At 69.2% G+C, this 21,718-nt stretch carries 17 protein-coding genes; 10 read left to right on the top strand and 7 right to left on the bottom strand.

The window, feature by feature from the left end; genetic code table 11:
* Window positions 1-113: 113 nt before the first annotated feature.
* From ACZ5CR_RS08605 to ACZ5CR_RS08595, 3 genes are all read right to left on the bottom strand, one after another.
* The gene (locus ACZ5CR_RS08605) at window positions 114-692 is read right to left on the bottom strand and encodes a hypothetical protein (RefSeq protein ID WP_468855018.1); all 579 of its coding nucleotides are present in this window, start codon (window positions 690-692) and stop codon (window positions 114-116) included.
* A 236-nt stretch (window positions 693-928) separates the two neighbouring features.
* On the bottom strand, window positions 929-1,840 hold the full coding sequence (locus ACZ5CR_RS08600) for a tRNA (adenine-N1)-methyltransferase (protein ID WP_383285533.1): 912 nt from the start codon (window positions 1,838-1,840) through the stop codon (window positions 929-931).
* Between the two features lie 47 nt (window positions 1,841-1,887).
* On the bottom strand, window positions 1,888-3,411 hold the full coding sequence (locus tag ACZ5CR_RS08595; RefSeq protein WP_468855015.1) for a site-2 protease family protein: 1,524 nt from the start codon (window positions 3,409-3,411) through the stop codon (window positions 1,888-1,890).
* Between the two features lie 128 nt (window positions 3,412-3,539).
* Between ACZ5CR_RS08595 and ACZ5CR_RS08590 the strand changes: the two genes are divergently transcribed.
* Both ACZ5CR_RS08590 and ACZ5CR_RS08585 read left to right on the top strand, forming a co-directional pair.
* On the top strand, window positions 3,540-4,421 hold the full coding sequence (locus ACZ5CR_RS08590; protein WP_468855014.1) for a RecB family exonuclease: 882 nt from the start codon (window positions 3,540-3,542) through the stop codon (window positions 4,419-4,421).
* Between the two features lie 14 nt (window positions 4,422-4,435).
* Window positions 4,436-5,107, top strand: a complete 672-nt coding sequence (locus tag ACZ5CR_RS08585) for a response regulator (RefSeq protein WP_389911797.1) — start codon at window positions 4,436-4,438, stop codon at window positions 5,105-5,107.
* Window positions 5,108-5,186: 79 nt separating this feature from the next.
* Here the strand turns inward: ACZ5CR_RS08585 and ACZ5CR_RS08580 are convergent, their stop codons facing one another.
* From ACZ5CR_RS08580 to metH, 4 genes are all read right to left on the bottom strand, one after another.
* Window positions 5,187-6,773: an ABC transporter substrate-binding protein gene (locus ACZ5CR_RS08580; RefSeq protein ID WP_468855012.1), complete on the bottom strand. Its 1,587-nt coding sequence runs from the start codon at window positions 6,771-6,773 to the stop codon at window positions 5,187-5,189.
* 71 nt (window positions 6,774-6,844) lie between these two features.
* Window positions 6,845-8,452, bottom strand: a complete 1,608-nt coding sequence (locus tag ACZ5CR_RS08575; protein ID WP_468855011.1) for an ABC transporter substrate-binding protein — start codon at window positions 8,450-8,452, stop codon at window positions 6,845-6,847.
* A 320-nt stretch (window positions 8,453-8,772) separates the two neighbouring features.
* Window positions 8,773-9,474 (bottom strand): HAD family hydrolase, encoded by a 702-nt coding sequence (locus ACZ5CR_RS08570; protein WP_468855010.1) that lies wholly within the window; start codon window positions 9,472-9,474, stop codon window positions 8,773-8,775.
* A gap of 98 nt (window positions 9,475-9,572) precedes the next feature.
* Window positions 9,573-13,091: a methionine synthase gene (gene metH, locus ACZ5CR_RS08565; protein WP_468855009.1), complete on the bottom strand. Its 3,519-nt coding sequence runs from the start codon at window positions 13,089-13,091 to the stop codon at window positions 9,573-9,575.
* Between the two features lie 279 nt (window positions 13,092-13,370).
* Between metH and ACZ5CR_RS08560 the strand changes: the two genes are divergently transcribed.
* From ACZ5CR_RS08560 to mtnB, 8 genes are all read left to right on the top strand, one after another.
* Entirely contained in the window at window positions 13,371-14,135 is a 765-nt protein-coding gene (locus tag ACZ5CR_RS08560; RefSeq protein ID WP_468855008.1) for an IclR family transcriptional regulator, read from the top strand.
* A gap of 345 nt (window positions 14,136-14,480) precedes the next feature.
* The gene (locus ACZ5CR_RS08555; RefSeq protein WP_468855006.1) at window positions 14,481-15,272 is read left to right on the top strand and encodes an MIP/aquaporin family protein; all 792 of its coding nucleotides are present in this window, start codon (window positions 14,481-14,483) and stop codon (window positions 15,270-15,272) included.
* Window positions 15,273-15,339: 67 nt separating this feature from the next.
* A complete protein-coding gene (gene glpK / locus ACZ5CR_RS08550) occupies window positions 15,340-16,887 on the top strand; it encodes a glycerol kinase GlpK (RefSeq protein ID WP_468855003.1) in 1,548 nt (515 codons plus the stop codon).
* Between the two features lie 5 nt (window positions 16,888-16,892).
* A complete protein-coding gene (locus tag ACZ5CR_RS08545; protein WP_468855001.1) occupies window positions 16,893-18,500 on the top strand; it encodes a glycerol-3-phosphate dehydrogenase/oxidase in 1,608 nt (535 codons plus the stop codon).
* A gap of 123 nt (window positions 18,501-18,623) precedes the next feature.
* The gene (locus tag ACZ5CR_RS08540) at window positions 18,624-19,688 is read left to right on the top strand and encodes an LLM class flavin-dependent oxidoreductase (protein WP_468854998.1); all 1,065 of its coding nucleotides are present in this window, start codon (window positions 18,624-18,626) and stop codon (window positions 19,686-19,688) included.
* A gap of 71 nt (window positions 19,689-19,759) precedes the next feature.
* Entirely contained in the window at window positions 19,760-20,344 is a 585-nt protein-coding gene (locus ACZ5CR_RS08535) for a 1,2-dihydroxy-3-keto-5-methylthiopentene dioxygenase (RefSeq protein WP_468854995.1), read from the top strand.
* Window positions 20,341-21,066, top strand: coding sequence for an acireductone synthase (gene mtnC / locus ACZ5CR_RS08530; RefSeq protein ID WP_468854992.1), 726 nt, complete (start codon window positions 20,341-20,343; stop codon window positions 21,064-21,066). The genes ACZ5CR_RS08535 and mtnC overlap by 4 nt, the downstream gene beginning before the upstream one ends.
* Entirely contained in the window at window positions 21,063-21,680 is a 618-nt protein-coding gene (mtnB, locus tag ACZ5CR_RS08525) for a methylthioribulose 1-phosphate dehydratase (RefSeq protein ID WP_468854991.1), read from the top strand. The genes mtnC and mtnB overlap by 4 nt, the downstream gene beginning before the upstream one ends.
* Window positions 21,681-21,718: the final 38 nt, after the last annotated feature.

The raw sequence follows: 21,718 nt of genomic DNA, 5'->3' as shown, positions 1-21,718 counted from the left end.
CCCACCCCCCGCCCCCCCCCCCCCCCCCCCCCCCCCCCCCCCCCCCCCCCCCCCCCCCCCCCCCCCCCCCCCCCCCCCCCCCCCCCCCCAGCCCCTTCTTCATGGCGCTGTCGTCACACGCTGTGAGCCCCGGCGGGCGTGGACCGGGCGAACGTGCCGTCTTTCCATTGCCACTTGGCCTCGTCCTTGAGGTCCGGGCAGCAGCTGGGCACGTCCGGTGTCGAGTAGCCGTGGAGCGTGGCGGTGATCACACCGGCACGCAGGGCGAAGTCGCTGACGTTCTGGCGGTCCTTCGGATCGACGAGCGTGGCGACGACCCGGGGTTTGCCTCCGGTGGCACGGGTGACGACGTACACGCCGTCGGGCGGAGTGCCCGATCCGGCGGCGCAGTGCACCACGGCGACGGTCTCGGGGCTGCCGTCCCCGTCGAGGTCCCCGGATGCCTTCTTCTTGACGACGGGTTTTACGTTGCCGCAGGTGATGGGGTACGTGACGGTGGCCGGATCCGGGGCGGGCGCGGGGGCCGCCGCGGTCTTGCCCGACGGCTTGGGGACCGGCTGGGCGGCGTTCGCGGGGTCGGGCTGCAGGAAGGACGAGCCCGCGATGACGGCGGCGAGCGCGGCCGCGGTGGCCAGCCAGTGGACGGGGCGGGTGGTGTTGTGTGCCAGTTCCGGGACGGCGGGGTGCTGCACTAGGAGTGTCTCCTGTGAGGGCTGTGCCGGTGGGGGAGGTGGCCAGCATCGTGCCATACCTCACAGTGCGGCGGAACACCGGGGTCGGTGAAGGGACCGGAATGAACGGACCGGCACGAACGAAACCGGCATGAACGAGAAGGCGCCGCCGCCGAGTTCCCCGGGCGAAGGGGGAACTCGGCGGCGGCGCCAGTGCGTTCAACGGTGGTGCGCGGGTGTCGGCACCCGCGGGGTTCTCAGCGCTCCGCGCGGGGTGTGCCGCCGTCGGCGTTCGGGCCTGTGTAGTCGTCGCCGTAGGCGCCCTTGGAGGGGCGGCGGCGGCGCATGGGCGGCTCGACGCCGTCCGCGAGGCGGCGGGCGGTGAGCAGGAAGCCGGTGTGCCCGATCATGCGGTGGTCGGGGCGGACGGCGAGGCCCTCGACGTGCCAGTTGCGGATCATCGATTCCCAGGCCGTCGGCTCGTTGAAGCCGCCGATCTCACGGATGGACTCGACGGTCCTCGCGAGCTGGGTGGTGGTCGCCACGTAGCAGCAGAGGATGCCGCCGGGGACGAGCGCCTTGGAGACGACGTCCAGGCACTCCCAGGGAGCGAGCATGTCGAGGATGACGCGGTCGACGTCGGTGTCGCTCAGGTTGTCCTGGAGGTCTCCGACGGTGAGCTGCCAGGCGGGGTGCGGGGCGCCGAAGTAGCGCTCCACGTTCTGCTGGGCGATCTCGGCGAAGTCCTCGCGGCGCTCGTACGAGTGCAGCATTCCCTGGTCGCCGATGGCGCGCAGGAGGAAGCTGCTGAGCGAGCCGGAGCCCACACCCGCCTCCACGACGCGTGCGCCGGGGAAGATGTCGGCGAAGGCCAGGATCTGCCCCGCGTCCTTGGGGTAGACCACGGCGGCGCCGCGGGGCATGGACAGGACATAGTCGGGGAGCAGGGGGCGCAGCGCGAGGTAGGCGACGTTTCCCGTGGTGCGGACAACGCTGCCCTCGGGAGCACCGATCAGCTCGTCGTGGGGGAAGGAACCCTTGTGGGTGTGGAAGTTCTTCCCGGCCTCGAGCGTGAACGTGTAGTGGCGGCCCTTGGGGTCGGTGAGCTGAACCTGGTCCCCGACCTTGAAGGGCCCGCGTCGGCGGGCGGCACCGGTCGGTTCGGACATGTGACCAGCCTACCGGCCCCCGCGGGGGCCGAGGACCAGGGTGGGCGTCAGCTGGGGCGGGCCATCGCCTTGACGAAGGCGCGCTCCACGTCGGCGGCGGAGAGCACTCCGTAGATCTCGCCGGAGGCCTCGACCACGAGGTACTCCGTGGCGGGCGTCGCCCGGAGGGTGTCGAGGAGTTCCTCGCCGGCGAGCTCGGCGGAGATCCGCATGCCCTCGGTGATGTCCTGGGCGAGGCCGCTGACGGTGACCCAGGGGCGGCGGTGCTCGGGCACGCCGACGATGGCCGCCTCGCGGACCACCGACATGGGGTCGCCGTCGGCGTCGACCACGACGAGGGCCCTTGCCCCGGCGTCGTTGGCGCGGCGCAGCGCTTCGGAGAGCGGAGTGCTCGTCTCCACGGGCACCGCGCGACGGGTCAGCGCACGGGCGCGAAGCTCGGGCAGGTGTTCGCGCAGGCGGGCCATGCGGAGGCTGTTGCCCGCGCCGGTCCAGATGATCGCGGCGAGGATCGCGGCGAGCAGGGCGTCCATCACGGTGTCCATGCCGCCGATGTCCTGGGTCTCACCGCCGAGCGCGCCGGACTGGTTGAGGAGGGGCAGGCCGATCAGGACGGAGATGGCGAGCGCGCGGCCGACCCAGGCGGCGGCGATCGTGCCGCTCATGGGCTTGCCGGTGATCTTCCAGACGACGGCGCGGAGCATCCGGCCGCCGTCCAGCGGCAGGCCCGGCAGGAGGTTGAAGGCGGCGACGATGAGGTTCGAGATCATCAGTCCCGCGAGCAGGACGCCGGGCACGGTGCCGGGCTCGACGGCGCGCATGCCCGCGTAGAAGACACCCGCGAGGACGAGGGAGAGCAGCGGGCCCACGAACGCGAGGACGAACTCGCGTCCCGGCGTCTCCGACTCCTTCTCGATCTCCGACACGCCGCCGAAGAACTGCAGCTGGATGCGGCGCACCGGCAGCTTGTAGCGCAGGGCGACGACGGTGTGGGCCAGTTCGTGGACGAGCACGGAGGCGTAGAAGGCGACGGCGAAGAAGAGCGAGACGAGATAGCGGGCGGCGCCGAGTTCGGGCAGGACGCGGTCGAGCTGGCCGCCGAAGACCCAGGTGATGAGGGCGGCCACGAGGAACCAGCTCGGCGCCACGTACACGGGCACGCCGAACGGCCGCCCCATGAGCAGCCCTCCCCCGGGTCCCTTCTTCCCCTTGGGCGGGGTCTTCTTGGGCGCGGGGCCGTGGCTGGCGTGCGCGAACTCGGGATGAGTGTCGTGCGAGTTCTTCCCGGGCGTGTCGTGCGGGGCCTTCGCGAGGCGGTCGCCGGGGCGCGCGGGCTCCTCCGCGGGGCGCCCCGGCTCCTCGGGCGCCTGCCGGGGTGCTTCCTCAGGGGCCTGCGGCCGGGCGCCCTCCGCGCTCTCCCCGCTCTCTGATCCGCCCTGCGCGGGCCTCGCGGAGTCGGCCGTGTCCACCGGTCGTGACGATTCCGAGTGGCCGGAGCCGTCTGGGGCCTCCGGCCGCCGACCGTCCGTCCCGTCGGGCTGCGGCCTGCCGCTCCCGGCGCTCTCGTCCACGATGTCCCCTTGTTCGAAGCGTCCCTCGCCCCTGTCCGGCGCGGTACACGCACGATCATGCAGGGCGAGAGGGTCTGCCGTCGATGGTATGCGGCCGTTGTCAGTGGCGGGTCGTAGGGTCTGTCCTCATGGAAACCAGCACCGAGGGTGCCGCGAAGGCCGTGCGCCCGGCGTCCCTGTCGCCCTCGCGCGCCAGTGACTTCATGCAGTGCCCGTTGCTCTACAGGTTCCGGGTGATCGACAAGCTGCCGGAGAAGCCGAGCGAGGCGGCGACCCGCGGCACGCTGGTGCACGCCGTCCTGGAGCGGCTCTTCGACGCGCCCGCGGGCGAGCGGACGGCGCCGCGCGCCAAGGCCCTGATCCCGGGTCAGTGGGACCGCCTGCGCGAGGCGAGGCCTGAGCTGACGGAGCTGTTCGCCGACGACGAGCAGGGTGAGCGGCTCACGCGCTGGCTCGCGGACGCGGAGAAGCTCGTCGAGCGATGGTTCACCCTGGAGGACCCGACCCGGCTGGAGCCAGCCGAGCGCGAGCTGTTCGTGCAGGCGGAGCTGGACTCGGGCCTGAAGCTGCGCGGCATCATCGACCGCGTGGACGTGGCGCCCACCGGCGAGGTGCGGATCGTCGACTACAAGACGGGCAAGGCTCCCCGCCCCGAGTACTCCGAGGGCGCGCTCTTCCAGATGAAGTTCTACGCCCTGGTGGTGTGGCGCCTGAAGGGCGTGGTCCCGCGCCGCCTCCAGCTCGTCTATCTGGGCAGCGGGGACGTCATCACGTACGACCCAAGGACCGAGGACCTCGAGCAGGTCGAGCGGAAGCTGCACGCGCTGTGGGAGGCGATCACGCTCGCCACCGAGAGCGGTGACTGGCGGCCCCGGCCGACGAAACTCTGCGGTTGGTGCGACCATCAGGCCGTTTGTCCCGAATTCGGTGGGACTCCCCCGCCGTACCCCCTTGCTACGAGGGTGCCCGAGTCCGAAGAGGACGCGCAGGGCAGAATGGCCCCGGGCTAGCGAAGGAGAGTTACGTGGCGATCCGTGTCCTACTGGTCGACGACCAGCCACTGCTGCGCACGGGGTTCCGGATGATTCTGGAGGCCGAGCAGGATGTCGCGGTCGTCGGCGAGGCCGGGGACGGCCTGCAGGCTCTCGACCAGGTGCGGGCGCTGCAGCCGGATGTGGTCCTGATGGACATCCGTATGCCGAGGATGGACGGCGTCGAGGCGACCCGGCAGATCACCGGGCCTGGCCGGGACGGACCGGCGAAGGTCCTGGTCCTGACCACTTTCGACCTCGACGAGTATGTGGTGGAGGCGCTGCGCGCGGGTGCCAGTGGCTTCCTGCTCAAGGACGCCCCCGCGGTCGAGCTGGTCCAGGCGATCCGTGTGGTCGCCTCGGGCGAGGCGATGCTCGCGCCGAGCATCACGCGCAGGCTCCTCGACAAGTACGCCGGTCATCTCCCCTCGGGCGACGAGCCGGTGCCGGACACCTTGCACACGCTCACCGAGCGGGAGGTCGAGGTCCTCAAGCTGGTGGCGCGCGGCCTGTCGAACGCGGAGATCGCGGCGGACCTGTTCGTGAGCGAGACGACCGTCAAGACGCATGTGGGCCATGTGCTCACGAAGCTCGGTCTCCGCGACCGGGTGCAGGCCGCCGTGTACGCGTACGAGAGCGGTCTGGTGCGACCCGGCGCGCAGTGACAGCAGTACAGCGTCGCTACGACACATGAGAAGGCGGCCACCCCTCCCGGGGTGGCCGCCTTCTCATGTGTCCGTGCGATCAGGACTTGCTGAGTTCCCAGAAGCGGAACACCGTCGACGCGTCGAGGCACGACTCCACGCCGTACACGTCGTCGCGGATGACCGCGTACTGCTTGGCCTGCCAGACGGGCAGGATCGGCAGTTCGTCGGCGACGGTGTCCTGGAGCCGCGCGTACTCGTCGTCGGTCTTGGTGCGGTCGGTCTCGGCCGCGGTGCCGGGGATGATCTTCCCGGTGATGTCGCTGTTCCGGTAGTCGTTGCCAAGGACGTTGCCCTTGCCGAAGAACGGCTGCGTGAAGTTGTCCGGATCCGGGTAGTCCGGCACCCAGCCCTTGACGTACACGCCGTACTTGCCGGACTTGATGTCCTGCTCGTACTGGGTGAACGGGATCGACTTCACGTCGGCGTCGAAGAGTCCGCTCGCGTTGAGCTGCTTGGCTATCGTCTTCAGCTCCTGGTCGGTGGCGGGGCCGTAACGCGAGGGCGTGGACCAGAGGGTGAGCTCGACCTTGCCGCTCAGGCCCTCGTCGCGCAGGGCCGCCGCGGCCTTGGAGCGCTGCGGGCGGGCGCCGTAGGTGTCGAAGAAGGCGGTGTCGTGACCGCCGATCCCGGCCGGGACGATCGAGTACAGCGGCGTCGCCGTGTCCCGGTAGACGTCTTGGACCAGGGCGTCACGGTCGAGCAGGTACGCCATGGCCTTGCGGACGCCCAGCTTGCCGGCGACCGGGTCCTTCATGTTGAAGACCAGGTGCTGCACCTCGGCGCTCGTGCCCTCGACGACGTCGATGTTCTGGCTCGCGTCGGAGGTGTCCTGCTCGATGTCCGCGACGTCGTCGGAGGCGAGGCCCCGGTACGCGATGTCGATCTTGTCGTCCAGGAGTGCCTTCTTCAGGCCCTTCTGGTCGTCGTGGAAGAACTTGAGGGTGACGCCCTTGTTCTTCACCCTGGCGGTGCCCTTGTACTCGGGGTTGACCGAGAACACCGCCTGATCCTCGTTGAAGGAGTCGAGCTTGTACGGTCCCGAACCCGTGGCCTGGCCGTCGCCGCGCAGCCGGTCCATGTCGTACGAGGCGTGGTCGACGATGGATCCGGCACCGGACGCGATCTTGCTGGGGAAGGTGGCGTCGGCGTACTTGAGCTTGAAGACGACCTTCTTGGCGTTCGGGGTCTCGACGCGGTCGAGCATCGGGAACATGATCGCCGGACCGGCCCGGTCGTTCATCTTCATCATGCGGTCGAAGGAGAATTTGACGTCCTTCGAGGTCAGCGCGTTGCCGTTGCTGAACTTCAGGCCGTCGCGCAGCGTGCACTCGAAGACCTTGGTCCCCGAGCCGGTGAAGCCGCACTCCTTGGCGGCCTCGGGCTCCGGCTCCGTGGCACCGCTCGGGAAGCTCATCAGGGACTGGAAGACGTTGTTGAACAGGAGCCAGGACCCGGGGTCGTAGCCCGATGCCGGGTCGGTGGCCACGACGTCGTCCGACATCCCCATCACCACCGCGTCACCGTCCGCCCCCGCTCCCCCGGATTCCGTTCCGCAGCCGGTCAGCAGGGCGGCGGCCAGCCCTCCCGTGAGGGGGAGGGTCAGCCACTGGTTGCGCAAATTCACGAACGTGCCTTGTCGTTGATGTCAATCGGTAAAGCGAAGCCCGGCGAGGCGTGTGCCGGTGTGCGCGAGGACTAGTCGCTCACACCGCGGCCGAGCTCCCACAGCTGCAGGCTCGATGCGGAGTTCAGGGCCCACTCGACGCCCGTGATGTCGTCGCGGGCGGCGATGTACTGCTTACCCTGCCAGAGCGGGATGAACGGCACGTCCTCGGCGACGATGTCCTGGATCTTCTGGATGCTCTTGGCGGCGGAGAGGCGGTCCGCCTCACGGCGCGAGTGCGGGATCAGCTCGTCGATGATGGTGGGGTTCGCGTACGGCGAGTTGAGGAAGTTGCCCTTGTCGAGGAACGGCGCGACGAAGCTGTCGGGGTCCGGGAAGTCGGGGAACCAGCCCATTCCGTAGACGTCGTACGCGCCCTTCTGCTCGGCGGGGCGGAAGGTGGTCCAGCCCTCGCCCTTGATCGACACGTCGAACAGGCCACTGTCGTTGAGCTGCTTCTGAAGGACCTGGAACTCCTTCTTGGTGCCCGGTCCGTAGTGGTCCGTCGTGTAGTGCAGGGTGAGCTTCACCGGCGTGCTGATGTCGGCCTTCTGCAGCAGTTCGCGGGCCTTGGCCGTGCTCGGGTTGCCGTACTTGTTGAAGAACGAGTTGGTGTGGCCCACGACCGTGGCCGGCACCAGCGAGTAGAGCGGCTCGGCCGCGTCGCCGTAGACGCCGGCCGCGAGGGCGCCGCGGTCGACGACCTGCGCCATGGCCTGCCGGACCGCCTTGGACTTGACGGTGGTGGCGTCCGTGTTGAAGCCGATGTAGCGGATCTCGAGGCCCGGCGTCTCGACCAGGTCGATGTTGTTGCCCGGGTTCGCGTCGAGCTGCTTGATCTGCTCCGGCGACATGGTGCGCGTCATCATGTCGATGTCGCCGTCCTTGAGGGCCTTGCCCATGGCCTCGGTGGAGGCGTAGTCGACCAGCTCGATCTTGTCGCTCTTGGGCTTGAACGCGCCCTTGTAGTTGGGGTTCTTGGAGAACACCGTCTTGAGGAGGGTGTCGCCCTTGACCTCTTGCTTGGCGGTGTAGGGGCCCGAGCCGTCGATGGCGAAGCCGTCGCGCAGCTTCCTCTTCGCGTAGTGCTCCGAGCTGACGACGCCCGCGACGGGCGTGGCCAGCTTGTACGGGAACGTCGCGTCGGCGCTCTTGAGGTGGAAGACGATGCCCCGGTCGCCCTCAGTCTCGATCGCGTCGACGTTGGCCATCAGGCTGGAGGAGCCGGTGGAGTCCTTGATCTTCATGTCGCGCACGCGCTCGATGGAGAACTTCACATCTTTGACGGTCAGCGGCTTGCCGTCGGCGAACGTCAGGCCCTTGCGGAGCGTGCACTCGTAGCGCTCGTTGCCGGTGTCGGTGAAGCCGCACTTCTGGGCGGCGTCGGGCTCCGGCTCTCCGTCGCCACGCGGCGACGCCATCAGCGTCTGGACCGTCTGGCGCAGGATGTTCCAGGAGCCCGCGTCATAGGCGAACGCCGGGTCGAAGGGGGCAGGGACCTCCGGCGAGGTGGAGAACACGTCCGTGGTGCCGACAGCGATCGCGTCGTCTCCCCCACCGTCGCCTGCCCCGCCGCACGCCGCGAGCGCGGGAGCGAGCAGACCTACCAAGGCAGGCAGCACCAAAGTCTTACGGTTCATGCTCGACGTTCTCCAGAGCTGTTGGTCCCGTGCGGACCGACAACGAGGGGTGGGGTCAGTCGGACCGTGGGGTGTGGCGTTGTTCTCGCGAAGACATTAGTCCGCGCCGTCAGGAGGGCCGGAAGGTACCGGAGTTGCCCACCAATCACGCAGCGAAACCGGGCGCGGACACACCGATAACCCGACACGGGAAGGTTTCGTCAGGTTCCCCTCAATCGGGACACAACGCCACTCCGCAACTCGCGCAAATCGGCACTCCGACACAGCCCGGACCGACTGTCGACCCCCTGCGGAGTGGGAAAGGTCACACCTTCAACCGCTCAGCGCTTTCCGGCCATCAGACCTTGCAGAAAAGGCAGGTTGACGTGTTCGAGGGACGGGACGACGGTCCTGCCGGTCGCCGCCGCGATGGGCGCGACGGACGGCACGGCCACCACTCGGCAGCCCGCCGCCTCGGCCGCCGCGACGCCGGTCGCGGTGTCCTCGATGACGGCACATCTGGCCGGTTCTGCCCCAACCCCCGCCGCCGCGAGGAGATAGGGATCGGGGTGCGGCTTGGTCCGGGTCACCTCGTCGCCCGCGATCGTCAGCGTGAAGTGGTGGGATCCGATCGAGTCGAGCACGCGGTCGATGATGCGCCGGTGCGACGCGGAGACCAGTGCCATCGGCACCTCGTGCGCGGCGAGTTCGGCGAGCAGCCTGGCGGCTCCCGGCATCATCGGCAGGGCACGGCCGATACGGTCCTCGAAGCCGTCGTTGAGCAGCACGGTCAGCTCGGGCACCGTGATGTCGGCCCCGGTGGACGCGATGAGGAATCCGGCGCTGCGGGTCATCGGCCCGCCGACGACGACGTCGCGCCAGGCCTCCTCGAGCGTGTGTCCGAGTGAGGCGAACACCGCGACCTCGGCGTCCCACCAGAACCCCTCGGTGTCCACGAGTGTTCCGTCCATGTCGAGGAGCACCGCCTGGAGGTCGGAGCCTTCGGCCGTTCGGGTATCGAGCGCGGGAACCGTACTGGTCATCCGGGCACACCTCCGTGAGGGACGAGAAGGCCGGTTGCTCCCTTCTGACGGGTGAGCAACCGGCCTGCACTGGGCCGACAAGTGTACGACTTGTCGGCTTAGCGCGCGTTGAAGTATTTCGCCTCGGGATGGTGGATGACGATGGCGTCCGTGGACTGCTCCGGGTGGAGCTGGAACTCCTCGGAGAGCTGCACTCCGATCCGCTCCGGCTCCAGGAGCTCGGCGATCTTCGCGCGGTCCTCCAGGTCGGGGCAGGCGCCGTAGCCGAGGGAGAAGCGCGCGCCGCGGTACTTCAGGTCGAACATGTCCTCGACGTCGGCGGGGTCCTCGCCGCCGAAACCGAGCTCGGCGCGCACGCGTGCGTGCCAGTACTCGGCGAGGGCCTCGGCCAACTGGACGGACAGGCCGTGCAGTTCGAGGTAGTCGCGGTAGGAGTCGGCCTCGAAGAGCTTCGCGGTGGCCTCGCCGATCTTCGAGCCGACGGTGACGACCTGGAGGCCGACCACGTCGGTCTCGCCGGACTCCTCGGGGCGGAAGAAGTCCGCCAGGCACAGGCGCCGTCCGCGGCGCTGGCGCGGGAAGGTGAAGCGGGTGCGCTCGTTGCCCTCGTCGTCCAGGATGATCAGGTCGTCGCCCTTGGAGACACAGGGGAAGTAGCCGTAGACGACGGCCGCCTCCAGCATGTTCTTGGTGTGCAGTTCGTCCAGCCAGCCGCGCAGGTGGGGGCGCCCCTCCGTCTCGACGAGCTCCTCGTAGGTGGGCCCGTCGCCCTTCCTGGCCTGCTTGAGGCCCCACTGGCCCTTGAACAGGGCGCCCTCGTCCAGCCAGGAGGCGTACTCCTTGAGCTGGATGCCCTTGACGACGCGGGTGCCCCAGAACGGCGGGGTGGGCACGGGGTTGTCGACGGAGGTGTCCGAGCGGGCGGGGCCCTCGTCCTCGCCGACCTCCAGGACGGGGGTGTCCTTCTTGGGCACGCGGCGTTGCTTGAGCTCGGGCAGGGTGGCGCCGGGGACGCCGCGCTTGACCGCGATGAGGGCGTCCATCAGGCGCAGGCCCTCGAAGGCGTCGCGGGCGTAGCGGACCTCGCCCTCGTAGATTTCGTGGAGGTCCTGCTCGACGTAGGCACGGGTGAGTGCGGCGCCGCCCAGGATGACGGGGAAGTCCGCGGCCATCTTGCGCTGGTTGAGCTCCTCCAGGTTCTCCTTCATGATCACGGTCGACTTCACCAGCAGGCCCGACATGCCGATCACGTCCGCGCGGTGCTCGGCCGCCGCGTCCAGGATCGCCGCGACGGGCTGCTTGATGCCCAGGTTGACCACGTTGTAGCCGTTGTTGGACAGGATGATGTCGACGAGGTTCTTGCCGATGTCGTGCACATCGCCGCGCACGGTGGCCAGGACGATCGTGCCCTTGCCCTCGGAGTCGGACTTCTCCATGTGCGGTTCCAGATGGGCGACCGCGGTCTTCATCACCTCGGCGGACTGCAGCACGAAGGGCAGCTGCATCTGGCCGGAACCGAACAGCTCACCGACGACCTTCATGCCCTCCAGGAGGGTGTCATTGACGATGTCCAGCGCCGGGCGGGACTCCAGGGCCTCATCCAGATCGGCCTCCAGGCCCTTCTTCTCACCGTCGATGATGCGCCGCTGCAAGCGCTCGTCCAGCGGCAGGGCCAAGAGCTCCTCGGCCTTGCCCTCCTTCATCGACTTCATGTTGACGCCCTCGAAAAGCTCCATGAGCTTCTGCAAGGGGTCATAGCCCTCCTCGCGGCGGTCGTAGATCAGGTCGTGGGCCGCCTTGACCTGCTCCTCGTCCAGGCGCGCGATCGGCAGGATCTTCGAGGCGTGCACGATCGCCGAATCCAGGCCCGCCTTGACGCACTCATCGAGGAAGACGGAGTTCAGGACCACACGGGCAGCCGGGTTGAGGCCGAAGGAAATGTTCGACAACCCCAGGGTGGTCTGCACGTCCGGATGGCGGCGCTTGAGCTCACGAATCGCCCCGATCGTGGCGATGCCATCCCCCCGGGACTCCTCCTGACCGGTGCAGATGGTGAAGGTCAGAGTGTCGATGAGGATGTCCGACTCATGGATACCCCAGGTGCCGGTCAGATCCTCGATCAGGCGCTCGGCGATGGCGACCTTGTGCTCGACGGTACGGGCCTGGCCCTCCTCGTCGATGGTCAGCGCGATCAGCGCCGCACCGTGCTCCCGGGCAAGGGCGGTCACCTTCGCAAAACGCGACTCGGGGCCGTCCCCGTCCTCGTAGTTGACGGAGTTGATGACCGCCCTACCGCCCAGCTTCTCCAGACCGGCCTGGATGACGGGCAGTTCGGTGGAGTCCAGCACGATGGGCAGCGTGGAGGCGGTCGCGAAACGCCCCGCCAGCTCCGCCATGTCCGCCACACCGTCCCGGCCCACATAATCCACACACAGGTCGAGCATGTGGGCGCCCTCGCGGATCTGATCGCGGGCCATCTCCACACAGTCGTCCCAGCGGCCCTCCAGCATCGCCTCGCGGAACTTCTTCGACCCGTTGGCGTTCGTGCGCTCACCGATCGCCATGTAGGCGGTGTCCTGGCGGAAGGGCACGCTCTGGTAGAGCGAGGCCGCGCCCGGCTCGGGGTGCGGCTCACGGCGCACCGTCTCCACACCGCGCACCCGCTCCACGACCTGGCGCAGGTGCTCGGGGGTCGTACCGCAGCAGCCGCCGACCAGGGAAAGCCCGTACTCGCGGACGAAGGTCTCCTGGGCGTCGGCCAGCTCCGCCTCGGTCAGCGGATAGTGGGCGCCGTTCTTGCCAAGCACCGGCAGGCCCGCATTGGGCATGCAGGAGATCGGGACACGCGAATGGCGGGCCAGATAGCGCAGGTGCTCGCTCATCTCGGCCGGACCCGTCGCACAGTTCAGGCCGATCATGTCGATGCCCAGCGGCTCAAGCGCGGTCAGCGCCGCCCCGATCTCCGAACCCAGCAGCATCGTGCCGGTCGTCTCGACCGTCACCGAGCAGATCAGCGGCAGGTTCACGCCGGTGGCATCCAGCGCGCGGCGGGCACCGAGGATCGCGGACTTGGTCTGCAGCAGGTCCTGGGTGGTCTCCACCAGCAGCGCGTCCGCGCCGCCCGCGATCATGCCTTCGGCGTTGGTCTGATACGCATCCCGCAGCACCGTGTACGGGGCGTGGCCCAGGGTCGGCAGCTTCGTGCCCGGGCCCATCGAGCCCAGAACCCAGCGCTGCTGGCCGGTGGACGCGGTGAACTCGTCGGCGACCTCGCGGGCGATCCGGGCACCCGCCTCGGAAAGCTCGAAGTTCCGCTCCGGGATGTCGTACTCGCTCAAGGCCGCGAAGTTCGTGCCGAACGTATTGGTCTCCACACAGTCCACACCGACCGCGAAGTACTCCTCATGGACCGAGCGGACGATGTCCGGGCGCGTCACGTTCAGGATCTCGTTACAGCCCTCAAGGTTCTGGAAGTCCTCAAGGGTGGGGTCCTGCGCCTGGAGCATGGTGCCCATCGCACCATCGGCCACCACCACACGAGTGGCGAGCGCTTCGCGGAGGGCGTCGGCCCGGGTTCCGTTCGAGGAACCGGACGAGGGGGTCGGCAACGAGGCCATGAAAGAGCTCCCTGAGGTGCGACGGCTGTCGGCTTTGCGCTTCGGTGGAAGGCGCACCCGGTCAGGGTAGCCGGACGAAGGTCCAGAGCGCTGGAGTGTTCACGGGGCGGACGCGTGGCCGGTCCGTCGCCGCCAGGAGGTGTAGCGCGCAGCCCGGCGGGAAACGGCGGGAACTCGCGACAAACACGGCTTGCCGCGCTGTCGCGTGAGGTCGGCAACGACCGATAGTGTTCAGCATTGTCGAACGTGGAGTCAGAGGGGACGGAGGAAGGGGCTGCGATGGCACGGAACATCCAGTCGCTCGAACGGGCGGCCGCGATGCTGCGGCTGCTCGCGGGCGGCGAGCGACGGCTCGGCCTCTCGGAGATCGCTTCCGCCCTCGGTCTCGCCAAGGGCACGGCTCACGGCATTCTGCGCACCTTGCAGGCGGAGGGCTTCGTCGAGCAGGAGTCCGCGTCGGGCCGCTATCAGCTCGGCGCCGAGCTCCTGCGCCTGGGCAACAGCTATCTGGACGTGCACGAGTTGCGGGCCCGCGCCCTGGTCTGGACCGACGACCTGGCCCGGTCCAGCGGCGAGAGCGTCTACCTCGGCGTCCTGCACCAGCAGGGCGTCCTGATCGTGCACCACGTCTTCAGGCCCGACGACAGCCGCCAGGTCCTGGAAGTGGGCGCGATGCATCCGCTGCACTCCACGGCCCTGGGCAAGGTGCTCGCCGCCTACGACCCCGTGGCGCACAGTGAGGCCGCTGAGGCCGACTGGCAGGGCTTCACCTCGCGCACCGTCGTGGACCCCGGGGAATTCGAGGGCGTCCTCGACGTGACCCGCGCGCGCGGGTACGCAGCCGACGTCGAGGAGACCTGGGAGGGCATCGCCTCCGTGGCCGCCCCCATCCACGACCGGCGCCGCATGCCGGTCGGCGCGGTCGGCATCACCGGTGCGGTGGAGCGCGTCCAGAAGGACGGGGAACTGCGCCCCGATCTGATCGCGGCGGTACGGGACTGCGCCCGCGCCGTGTCGCGGGACCTGGGCGCCGGGCGCTTCTGAGTGTCCCTCGCGCCCTTCACGGGGCACGCTCCCCGCGGCTCGACATGCAGCGGACGCCCTTCCGCGCGATCATCGTGTGACGGTGTTTCGCCCGGTGGCGACCCCTGCCGCGACCGATAACCCGAAACGATCAATAACGATCGTATTTTCAATTACAGAACTCTTGACGGGCAAGTAACCCCGGGGTGAGACTCGCGTCCATCGGTCGGCATTGTCGAACACCTACCGGCATTACGCGTTAGAGTGTGACAAGGCCAAGGGCCGGCAAGACCTCACCTGAGGTCGCGGACCACCGGAGGGACCCGGGGTTCGCCTTCCCCTGGACGAAGGACAAAGGAGTCGCGGGTGTCCAGCTCCGACATCTTCATCGGCGAGACCATCGGTACCGCCATTCTCGTACTGCTCGGCGGCGGTGTCTGTGCCGCCGTCACGCTCAAGGCCTCCAAGGCCAAGGACGCCGGCTGGCTCGCGGTCACCTTCGGGTGGGGCTTCGCGGTACTCACCGGCGCCTACCTGGCAGGTGGCGTGTCAGGCGCCCACCTCAACCCGGCGGTCACCGTCGGCCTGGCCATCGAGGGCGGCACGAAGTGGAGCGATGTTCCGCTCTACCTCGGCTCGCAGCTGCTCGGCGCGATCATCGGCGCCGTCCTGGTCTGGCTCGCCTACCTGGGTCAGTTCAAGGCCCACCTCACCGACCCGGAGATCCTCGCGGCGCAGCCGATGGAGGAGGGGCTCGTCGATCAGAAGGCGGCGCCCAAGGCCGGCCCGGTGCTCGGCGTCTTCGCCACGGGACCCGAGATCCGCAACTACGCGCAGAACGTGCTCACCGAGATCATCGCGACGGTCGTACTGGTCCTCGCGATCCTCACCCAGGGCCTGAACGACGGCGGCAACGGCATCGGCACTCTCGGCGCGCTGATCACCGCCCTCGTCGTGGTGAGCATCGGCCTCTCGCTCGGTGGCCCCACGGGCTACGCGATCAACCCGGTCCGTGACCTGGGTCCGCGCATCGTGCACTCCCTCCTCCCGCTGCCGAACAAGGGCAGCTCGGACTGGGCGTACGCATGGGTGCCGATCGTCGGTCCGCTGATCGGTGGCGCCATCGCCGGAGGCATCTACAACCTCGCGTTCAAGTAGGACCGCGAGCGCCGCCGATGACCGCCCCAGGAAGACCGCCGAGAGCAAAGAAGACCAGGAGTACACCGTGAGCACCGACGCACACACCGCAGGCCCCTTCATCGCGGCCATCGACCAGGGCACCACTTCGAGCCGCTGCATCGTCTTCGACAAGGACGGCCGGATCGTCTCGGTCGACCAGAAGGAGCACGAGCAGATCTTCCCGAAGCCGGGCTGGGTCGAGCACGACGCGAGCGAGATCTGGACGAACGTCCAGGAAGTCGTCGCGAGCGCCGTCTCCAAGGCGGGCATCACCCACGAGGACATCAAGGCGATCGGCATCACCAACCAGCGTGAGACCACGCTGCTCTGGGACAAGAACACCGGCGAGCCGGTACACAACGCCATCGTCTGGCAGGACACCCGTACCGACACTCTGTGCAAGGAGCTCGGCCGCAACGTCGGCAAGGACCGCTTCCGCCGTCAGACGGGCCTGCCCCTCGCCAGCTACTTCGCCGGCCCCAAGGCCCGCTGGCTGCTCGACAACGTCGACGGTCTGCGTGAGCGCGCCGAGGCGGGCGACATCCTCTTCGGCACCATGGACTCCTGGGTCATCTGGAACCTGACGGGCGGTGTCAACGGCGGCAAGCACGTCACCGACGTCACCAACGCCTCGCGCACCATGCTGATGAACCTGCACACCATGGAGTGGGACGAGTCGATCGCCGATTCCATCGGCGTCCCGATGTCGATGCTCCCCGAGATCCGCTCATCCGCCGAGGTCTACGGCGAGGTCACCGGCGGCAAGCTCGGCGACGTCCTGCCCGGCATCCCCGTCGCCTCCGCGCTCGGCGACCAGCAGGCTGCCCTCTTCGGCCAGACCTGTTTCGCCAAGGGCGAGGCCAAGTCGACGTACGGCACCGGCACCTTCATGCTGATGAACACCGGCGAGTCGGCCATCAACTCCTACTCGGGCCTGCTGACCACCGTCGGCTACCAGATCGGCGACCAGAAGCCGGTCTACGCGCTCGAGGGTTCCATCGCGGTCACCGGTTCGCTCGTGCAGTGGATGCGCGACCAGATGGGCCTGATCAACTCCGCCGCCGAGATCGAGACGCTCGCGTCGTCGGTCGAGGACAACGGCGGCGCCTACTTCGTACCGGCCTTCTCCGGCCTCTTCGCCCCGTACTGGCGTTCCGACGCCCGCGGTGTGATCACCGGTCTCACCCGGTACGTCACCAAGGCGCACATCGCGCGCGCCGTCCTGGAGGCCACGGCCTGGCAGACCCGTGAGATCACCGACGCCATGACGAAGGACTCCGGCGTCGAGCTCACGGCCCTCAAGGTCGACGGCGGCATGACCTCCAACAACCTGCTGATGCAGACGCTCTCGAACTTCCTCGACGCACCGGTGGTGCGCCCGATGGTGGCCGAGACGACCTGCCTCGGCGCCGCCTATGCCGCCGGTCTCGCCGTCGGCTTCTGGTCCGGCACCGACGAGCTGCGCGCCAACTGGCGCAGGGCGGCGGAGTGGACCCCCTCCATGGACGCGGACACCCGTGCCCGTGAGTACAAGAGCTGGCTCAAGGCCGTGGAACGGTCCATGGGCTGGCTCGACGAAAGTGGCGAGGAGTAATCAACATGACCACCCTGCAGAGCGTCCCTGCCCTCGGGACGCATCCGGCTGCCGGTTCCAACCCGAGCCGCGCCGAGACCCGGGAGCAGCTTTCCAAGGCGACGTACGACCTCCTGGTGATCGGCGGCGGGATCCTGGGCATCTCCACCGCCTGGCATGCCGCGCAGTCGGGACTGCGGGTGGCCCTGGTGGACGCCGGTGACTTCGCCGGCGCCACCTCCTCCGCCTCCTCCAAGCTGCTCCACGGCGGTCTGCGCTACCTGCAGACCGGCGCGGTGAAGCTGGTCGCGGAGAACCACTTCGAGCGTCGCGCGGTGTCGCGTCAGGTGGCCCCCCACCTGGCGAACCCGCTCACCTTCTACCTGCCCGTCTACAAGGGCGGCCCGCACGGCGCCGCCAAGCTGGGCGCGGGCGTCTTCGCCTACTCGGCGCTCTCCGCCTTCGGCGACGGCGTCGGTCACCTGCTCAGCCCCTCGAAGGCCTCGCAGGACGTGCCGGAGCTGCGCACGGACAACCTGAAGGCCGTCGCCGTGTACGGCGACGACCAGATGAACGACTCCCGCATGGCCCTGATGACGGTCCGCGCGGCCGTCGAGGCCGGCGCCGTCGTCCTCAACCACGCCGAGGTCACGGGCCTTCGCTTCACCACGGGCCGGGTCACGGGCGCGGAGCTCAAGGACCGCATGAGCGGCGACGAGTTCGGCGTCAACGCCCGCCTCGTGCTCAACGCGACGGGCCCCTGGGTCGACCACCTGCGCAAGATGGAGAACCCGGACGCGGCGCCCTCCATCCGCCTCTCCAAGGGCGCGCACCTGGTCCTCAAGCGCACCGCCCCCTGGAAGGCCGCGCTGGCCACGCCGATCGACAAGTACCGCATCACGTTCGCCCTGCCGTGGGAGGACATGCTCCTTCTCGGCACGACGGACGAGGAGTTCGAGGGCGACCCGGCCGACGTGAGCGTCACCGAGGCCGACACCGCGCAGATCCTGGACGAGGCCGCTTTCTCCATCCGCGACCAGCAGCTGTCCCGCGACCTGATCACGTACTCCTTCGCGGGTCTGCGGGTGCTGCCCGGCGGCCCCGGCGACACGTCGAAGGCCAAGCGCGAGACGGTCGTCACCGAGGGCGCGCGCGGCATGCTCTCCGTCGCGGGCGGCAAGTGGACGACCTTCCGCCACATCGGCCGTACGGTGATGAAGAAGCTGGAGTCGCTGCCGGGCCACCCGCTCGGCGACGACTACGAGCCGATCTCGCAGCTGCAGAAGCGCCTTCCGCTGCCCGGCATCGCCAACCCGCGCGCGGTCGCGCACCGTCTCTTGGTCGACGGTCCGGCGCCCGGCCCGCGCATGGCCGCCGACACCGCCAAGCACCTGGCGACGCACTACGGCTCGCTCTCCTTCGACATCGCCCGTATCGCGAACGAGAACCCGGAGCTCGCCGAGCGCGTCTCGCCGGACGCCCCGGAGATCTGGGCGCAGGTCGTCTACGCCCGTGACCACGAGTGGGCCGAGACGGCGGACGACGTCCTGCGTCGCCGTACGACGCTGACGATCCGCGGCCTCGCCACGGACGAGGTCCGCGGCAAGGTCCAGGACGTGCTGGACAACAAGTAGGACGGCAGGAACCGAAGGGCGGCTCCCCCGGCGGGAGCCGCCCTTCGGCGTGTCCGGGCGGCTCCGCCGTGGCCGCCATGCCGCGTACATACGCGTGCAACAGGCCGCGGGGAGAGTGAATCCATGAAGTTCCAGGTCCTTTCGATCATCGGTCATGTCCCGCACCCGCTGACCGGCCACCTCTCCTCGTCCGCCGACCGCTTGGCGGACGTGATCGAGGTCGGTGTGGCCGCAGAGCGGCTCGGCTATGACGCGTACGCCGTGGGAGAGCGGCACGCGGGCGCCTTCCTGTCGTCGAGCCCCACCGTCGTGCTCGGCGCACTCGCCGCGCGGACCACCCGGATCAAACTGCTCACCGGCGTCACCGTCGTGGCGATCCTCGACCCGGTCCGGGTCGCCGAGGACTACGCGACCCTCGATCAGATCTCGCGCGGCCGCATCGAGTTGGTGATCGGGAAGGGCGCGGAGGCCGGGCACTTCGATCTCTTCGGGCTCGACGAGGAGCGGCAGTGGGATCTGCAGAAGGAGAAGTACGAACTGCTCCGCCGCCTGTGGAGCGAGGAGAACGTCGACTGGGAGGGCGAGTTCAGGCCCGCCCTGAAGGACGTGACCACGGTGCCGCGCCCGTACGCGGGCCTGCCGCGCATCTGGCACGGCTCGGCGACGTCCCTCAACTCCCCCGATCTGGCCGCCAAGCACGGGGATCCGCTCTTCACCGCCAACGCCATCCAGCCGCGCGCCGCGTACGCGAAGCTGATCGCGCACTACCGCGCGCGGTTCGAGGAGTACGGGCACGATCCGGTGCGCGCCCGGGTGGCGGCGGGCTCCGGCGGGCTGCTCATCGCGGACTCCGCGGAGCAGGCGGCCTCGCGCTACCGCGAGCTGTACGAGGCGAAGGTGCGCCAGACCTTCAAGCCGCATCTGGAGGGAAAGGCGGGCTACAACACCCCCTTCCGCACCATCGAGGACGCGATCGCCGACGGGCCGCAGCTCATCGGCTCGCCGCAGCAGATCATCGACAAGATCCTCGGCTACCACGAGGTGTACGGGCACGACCTGCAGTCCATCACCGTGGACGGATTCGGTCTGGAGCGCGGCGAGCAGATCGAGACGCTGCAGCGGTTCGCCGAGGAGGTCGCGCCAGTGGTCCGCAGGGCCGCGCCGTCCACGCTGTGGGACGCCGAGTGAGCGCGGCTGACGTCGGCTGACCTGGGAGTTACGATCCCCCGTACCCACCTTGTCCCCTTCTGGAGCGAGCCATGACCCTCCTGACGACCTGGCCGGAGTCCGGCACCGAGACCGTCATACGCCGCACCGCGGACCCGGCCGAGATCGCCGCCGCGCTCGCCCCGGTCGGCGTGCGCTACGAGCAGTGGCCGGTGCGCGAGGACGTACCCGCCGACGCCGACAGCGACACGGTCTTCGCCGCGTACCGCGCGGAGATCGACAGGCTCAATGCCGAGGAGGGCTTCCAGACGGTCGACGTGGTCGCGCTGCACCCCAGCGACGACCCCGAGTGGCCCGAGAAGGCGAAGGCGGCCCGGCAGAAGTTCCTCGCCGAGCACACGCACGACGACGATGACGAGGTGCGGTTCTTCGTCGCGGGCGCCGGGATCTTCTATCTGCACGTGGCCGGCGAAGTGCACGCGGTCTACTGCGAGAAGGGCGATCTGCTCGGGGTGCCGCGCGGCACGACGCACTGGTTCGACATGGGCACGTCGCCCGCGTTCACGGCGATCCGCTTCTTCCACGAGGAGGACGGCTGGATCGGCACGTTCACGGGCAGCCCGATCGCGGACCGCTTCCCGGACTTCGACGCGATTCACGCGGGATACACCGCGTGACTTCGGGTTCGGGGTTCGACGTCGACGCCGTCGTGCTCGACATCGAGGGCACCACGAGCGCCACGGGGTTCGTGGTGGATGTGCTGTATCCCTACGCGCGCGAGCGCTTCGGGACGCTGCTCGACTCGCGGGGCGAGGAGCCGGAGGTGGCGCGGGCCGTCGCCCAGGTGCGGGAACTGGCCGGTGAGCCGGACGCGGACGCCGGGCGGGTGGAGAAGATCCTGGGCGAATGGGTCGACGCGGACCGCAAGGCGACGCCTCTGAAGACGCTCCAGGGCATCCTCTGGGCGGAGGGCTTCGCGCGGGGTGAGCTGGTCTCGCACTTCTACCCCGAGGTGATCGACGTGCTGCGCGGCTGGGCGGCGGACGGGGTACGCCTCTACGTGTACTCGTCCGGGTCCGTCGGGGCGCAGCGGGCGTGGTTCACGTACTCGCCCGAGGGCTCCCTGATGGAGCTCGTGAGCGGTTTCTACGACACCGAGAACGCGGGCCCGAAGCAGGAGCCGGGTTCTTACCGCGCGATTTCGGCCGCTGTCGGGGTGGACCACGGCCGCACGCTCTTCCTCTCCGACCGGCTCGGGGAGCTTGACGCGGCGCGGGACGCCGGGTGGCGGACCGTGGGTGTGCGGCGGGCCGGGGAGCCGTACTTCGCCGCCGGGGTCGGCGGGCATGCGGAGGTTTCGGCCTTCGACGAGATCAGCCTTGCGAGGAGCGTTCGATGAGTTCGACGAGTGGGACCACTGCTGTTCTCGACCTGGAGGAGGCGGGTGCCGTCCTCGCTGCCGAGGCCGCGCGGTTCGCGTCGTTCGGGTGGATGCGGGGTACGTCCGGGAACCTGTCCGTGGTCCTCTCGCGTACGCCGCTTCAGCTCGCGGTGACGGCGAGCGGGCGGGACAAGGGTGAACTCACTTCCGCGGACGTGGTGTTGACGGACGCGTCCGGTGCGGCGCTGGGCGCGGGGCGGCCTTCGGCGGAGGCCGCGCTGCATGCGCGGGTCGCCGCGCTCACCGGGGCCGGGGCCGTGGTGCACGTCCACACCGTGGCGTCGGTGGCCATGGGGCACCGGAAGCCGGGGGGTGTGGCCTTCCGGGACCTGGAGATGCTGAAGGGGCTCGGGCATGCGACGCACGAGGTCGCCGTGACGCTGCCGGTGATCGAGAACAGCCAGGACATGGGTGTGCTGGGGGATCGTCTTGAGGCCGCGCTTGAGCCGGGGATGCCGGCGGTGGTTGTCGCCGGGCACGGGCTGTACGTGTGGGGGGCGGATCCTCGGGAGGCGCGGCACCGCACGGAGGTCGTGGAGTGGTTGCTGGAGCTTGAGCTGACGCGGGGCTGATCTTCCCCGGCCCCGCCCCTTCCCGGCTGTACCGATCA

Source organism: Streptomyces sp. NPDC031274 (assembly GCF_055570235.1).
The sequence above is the reverse complement of the archived record's forward strand: the minus strand, read 5'-3'. Positions and strand labels throughout refer to the sequence as shown.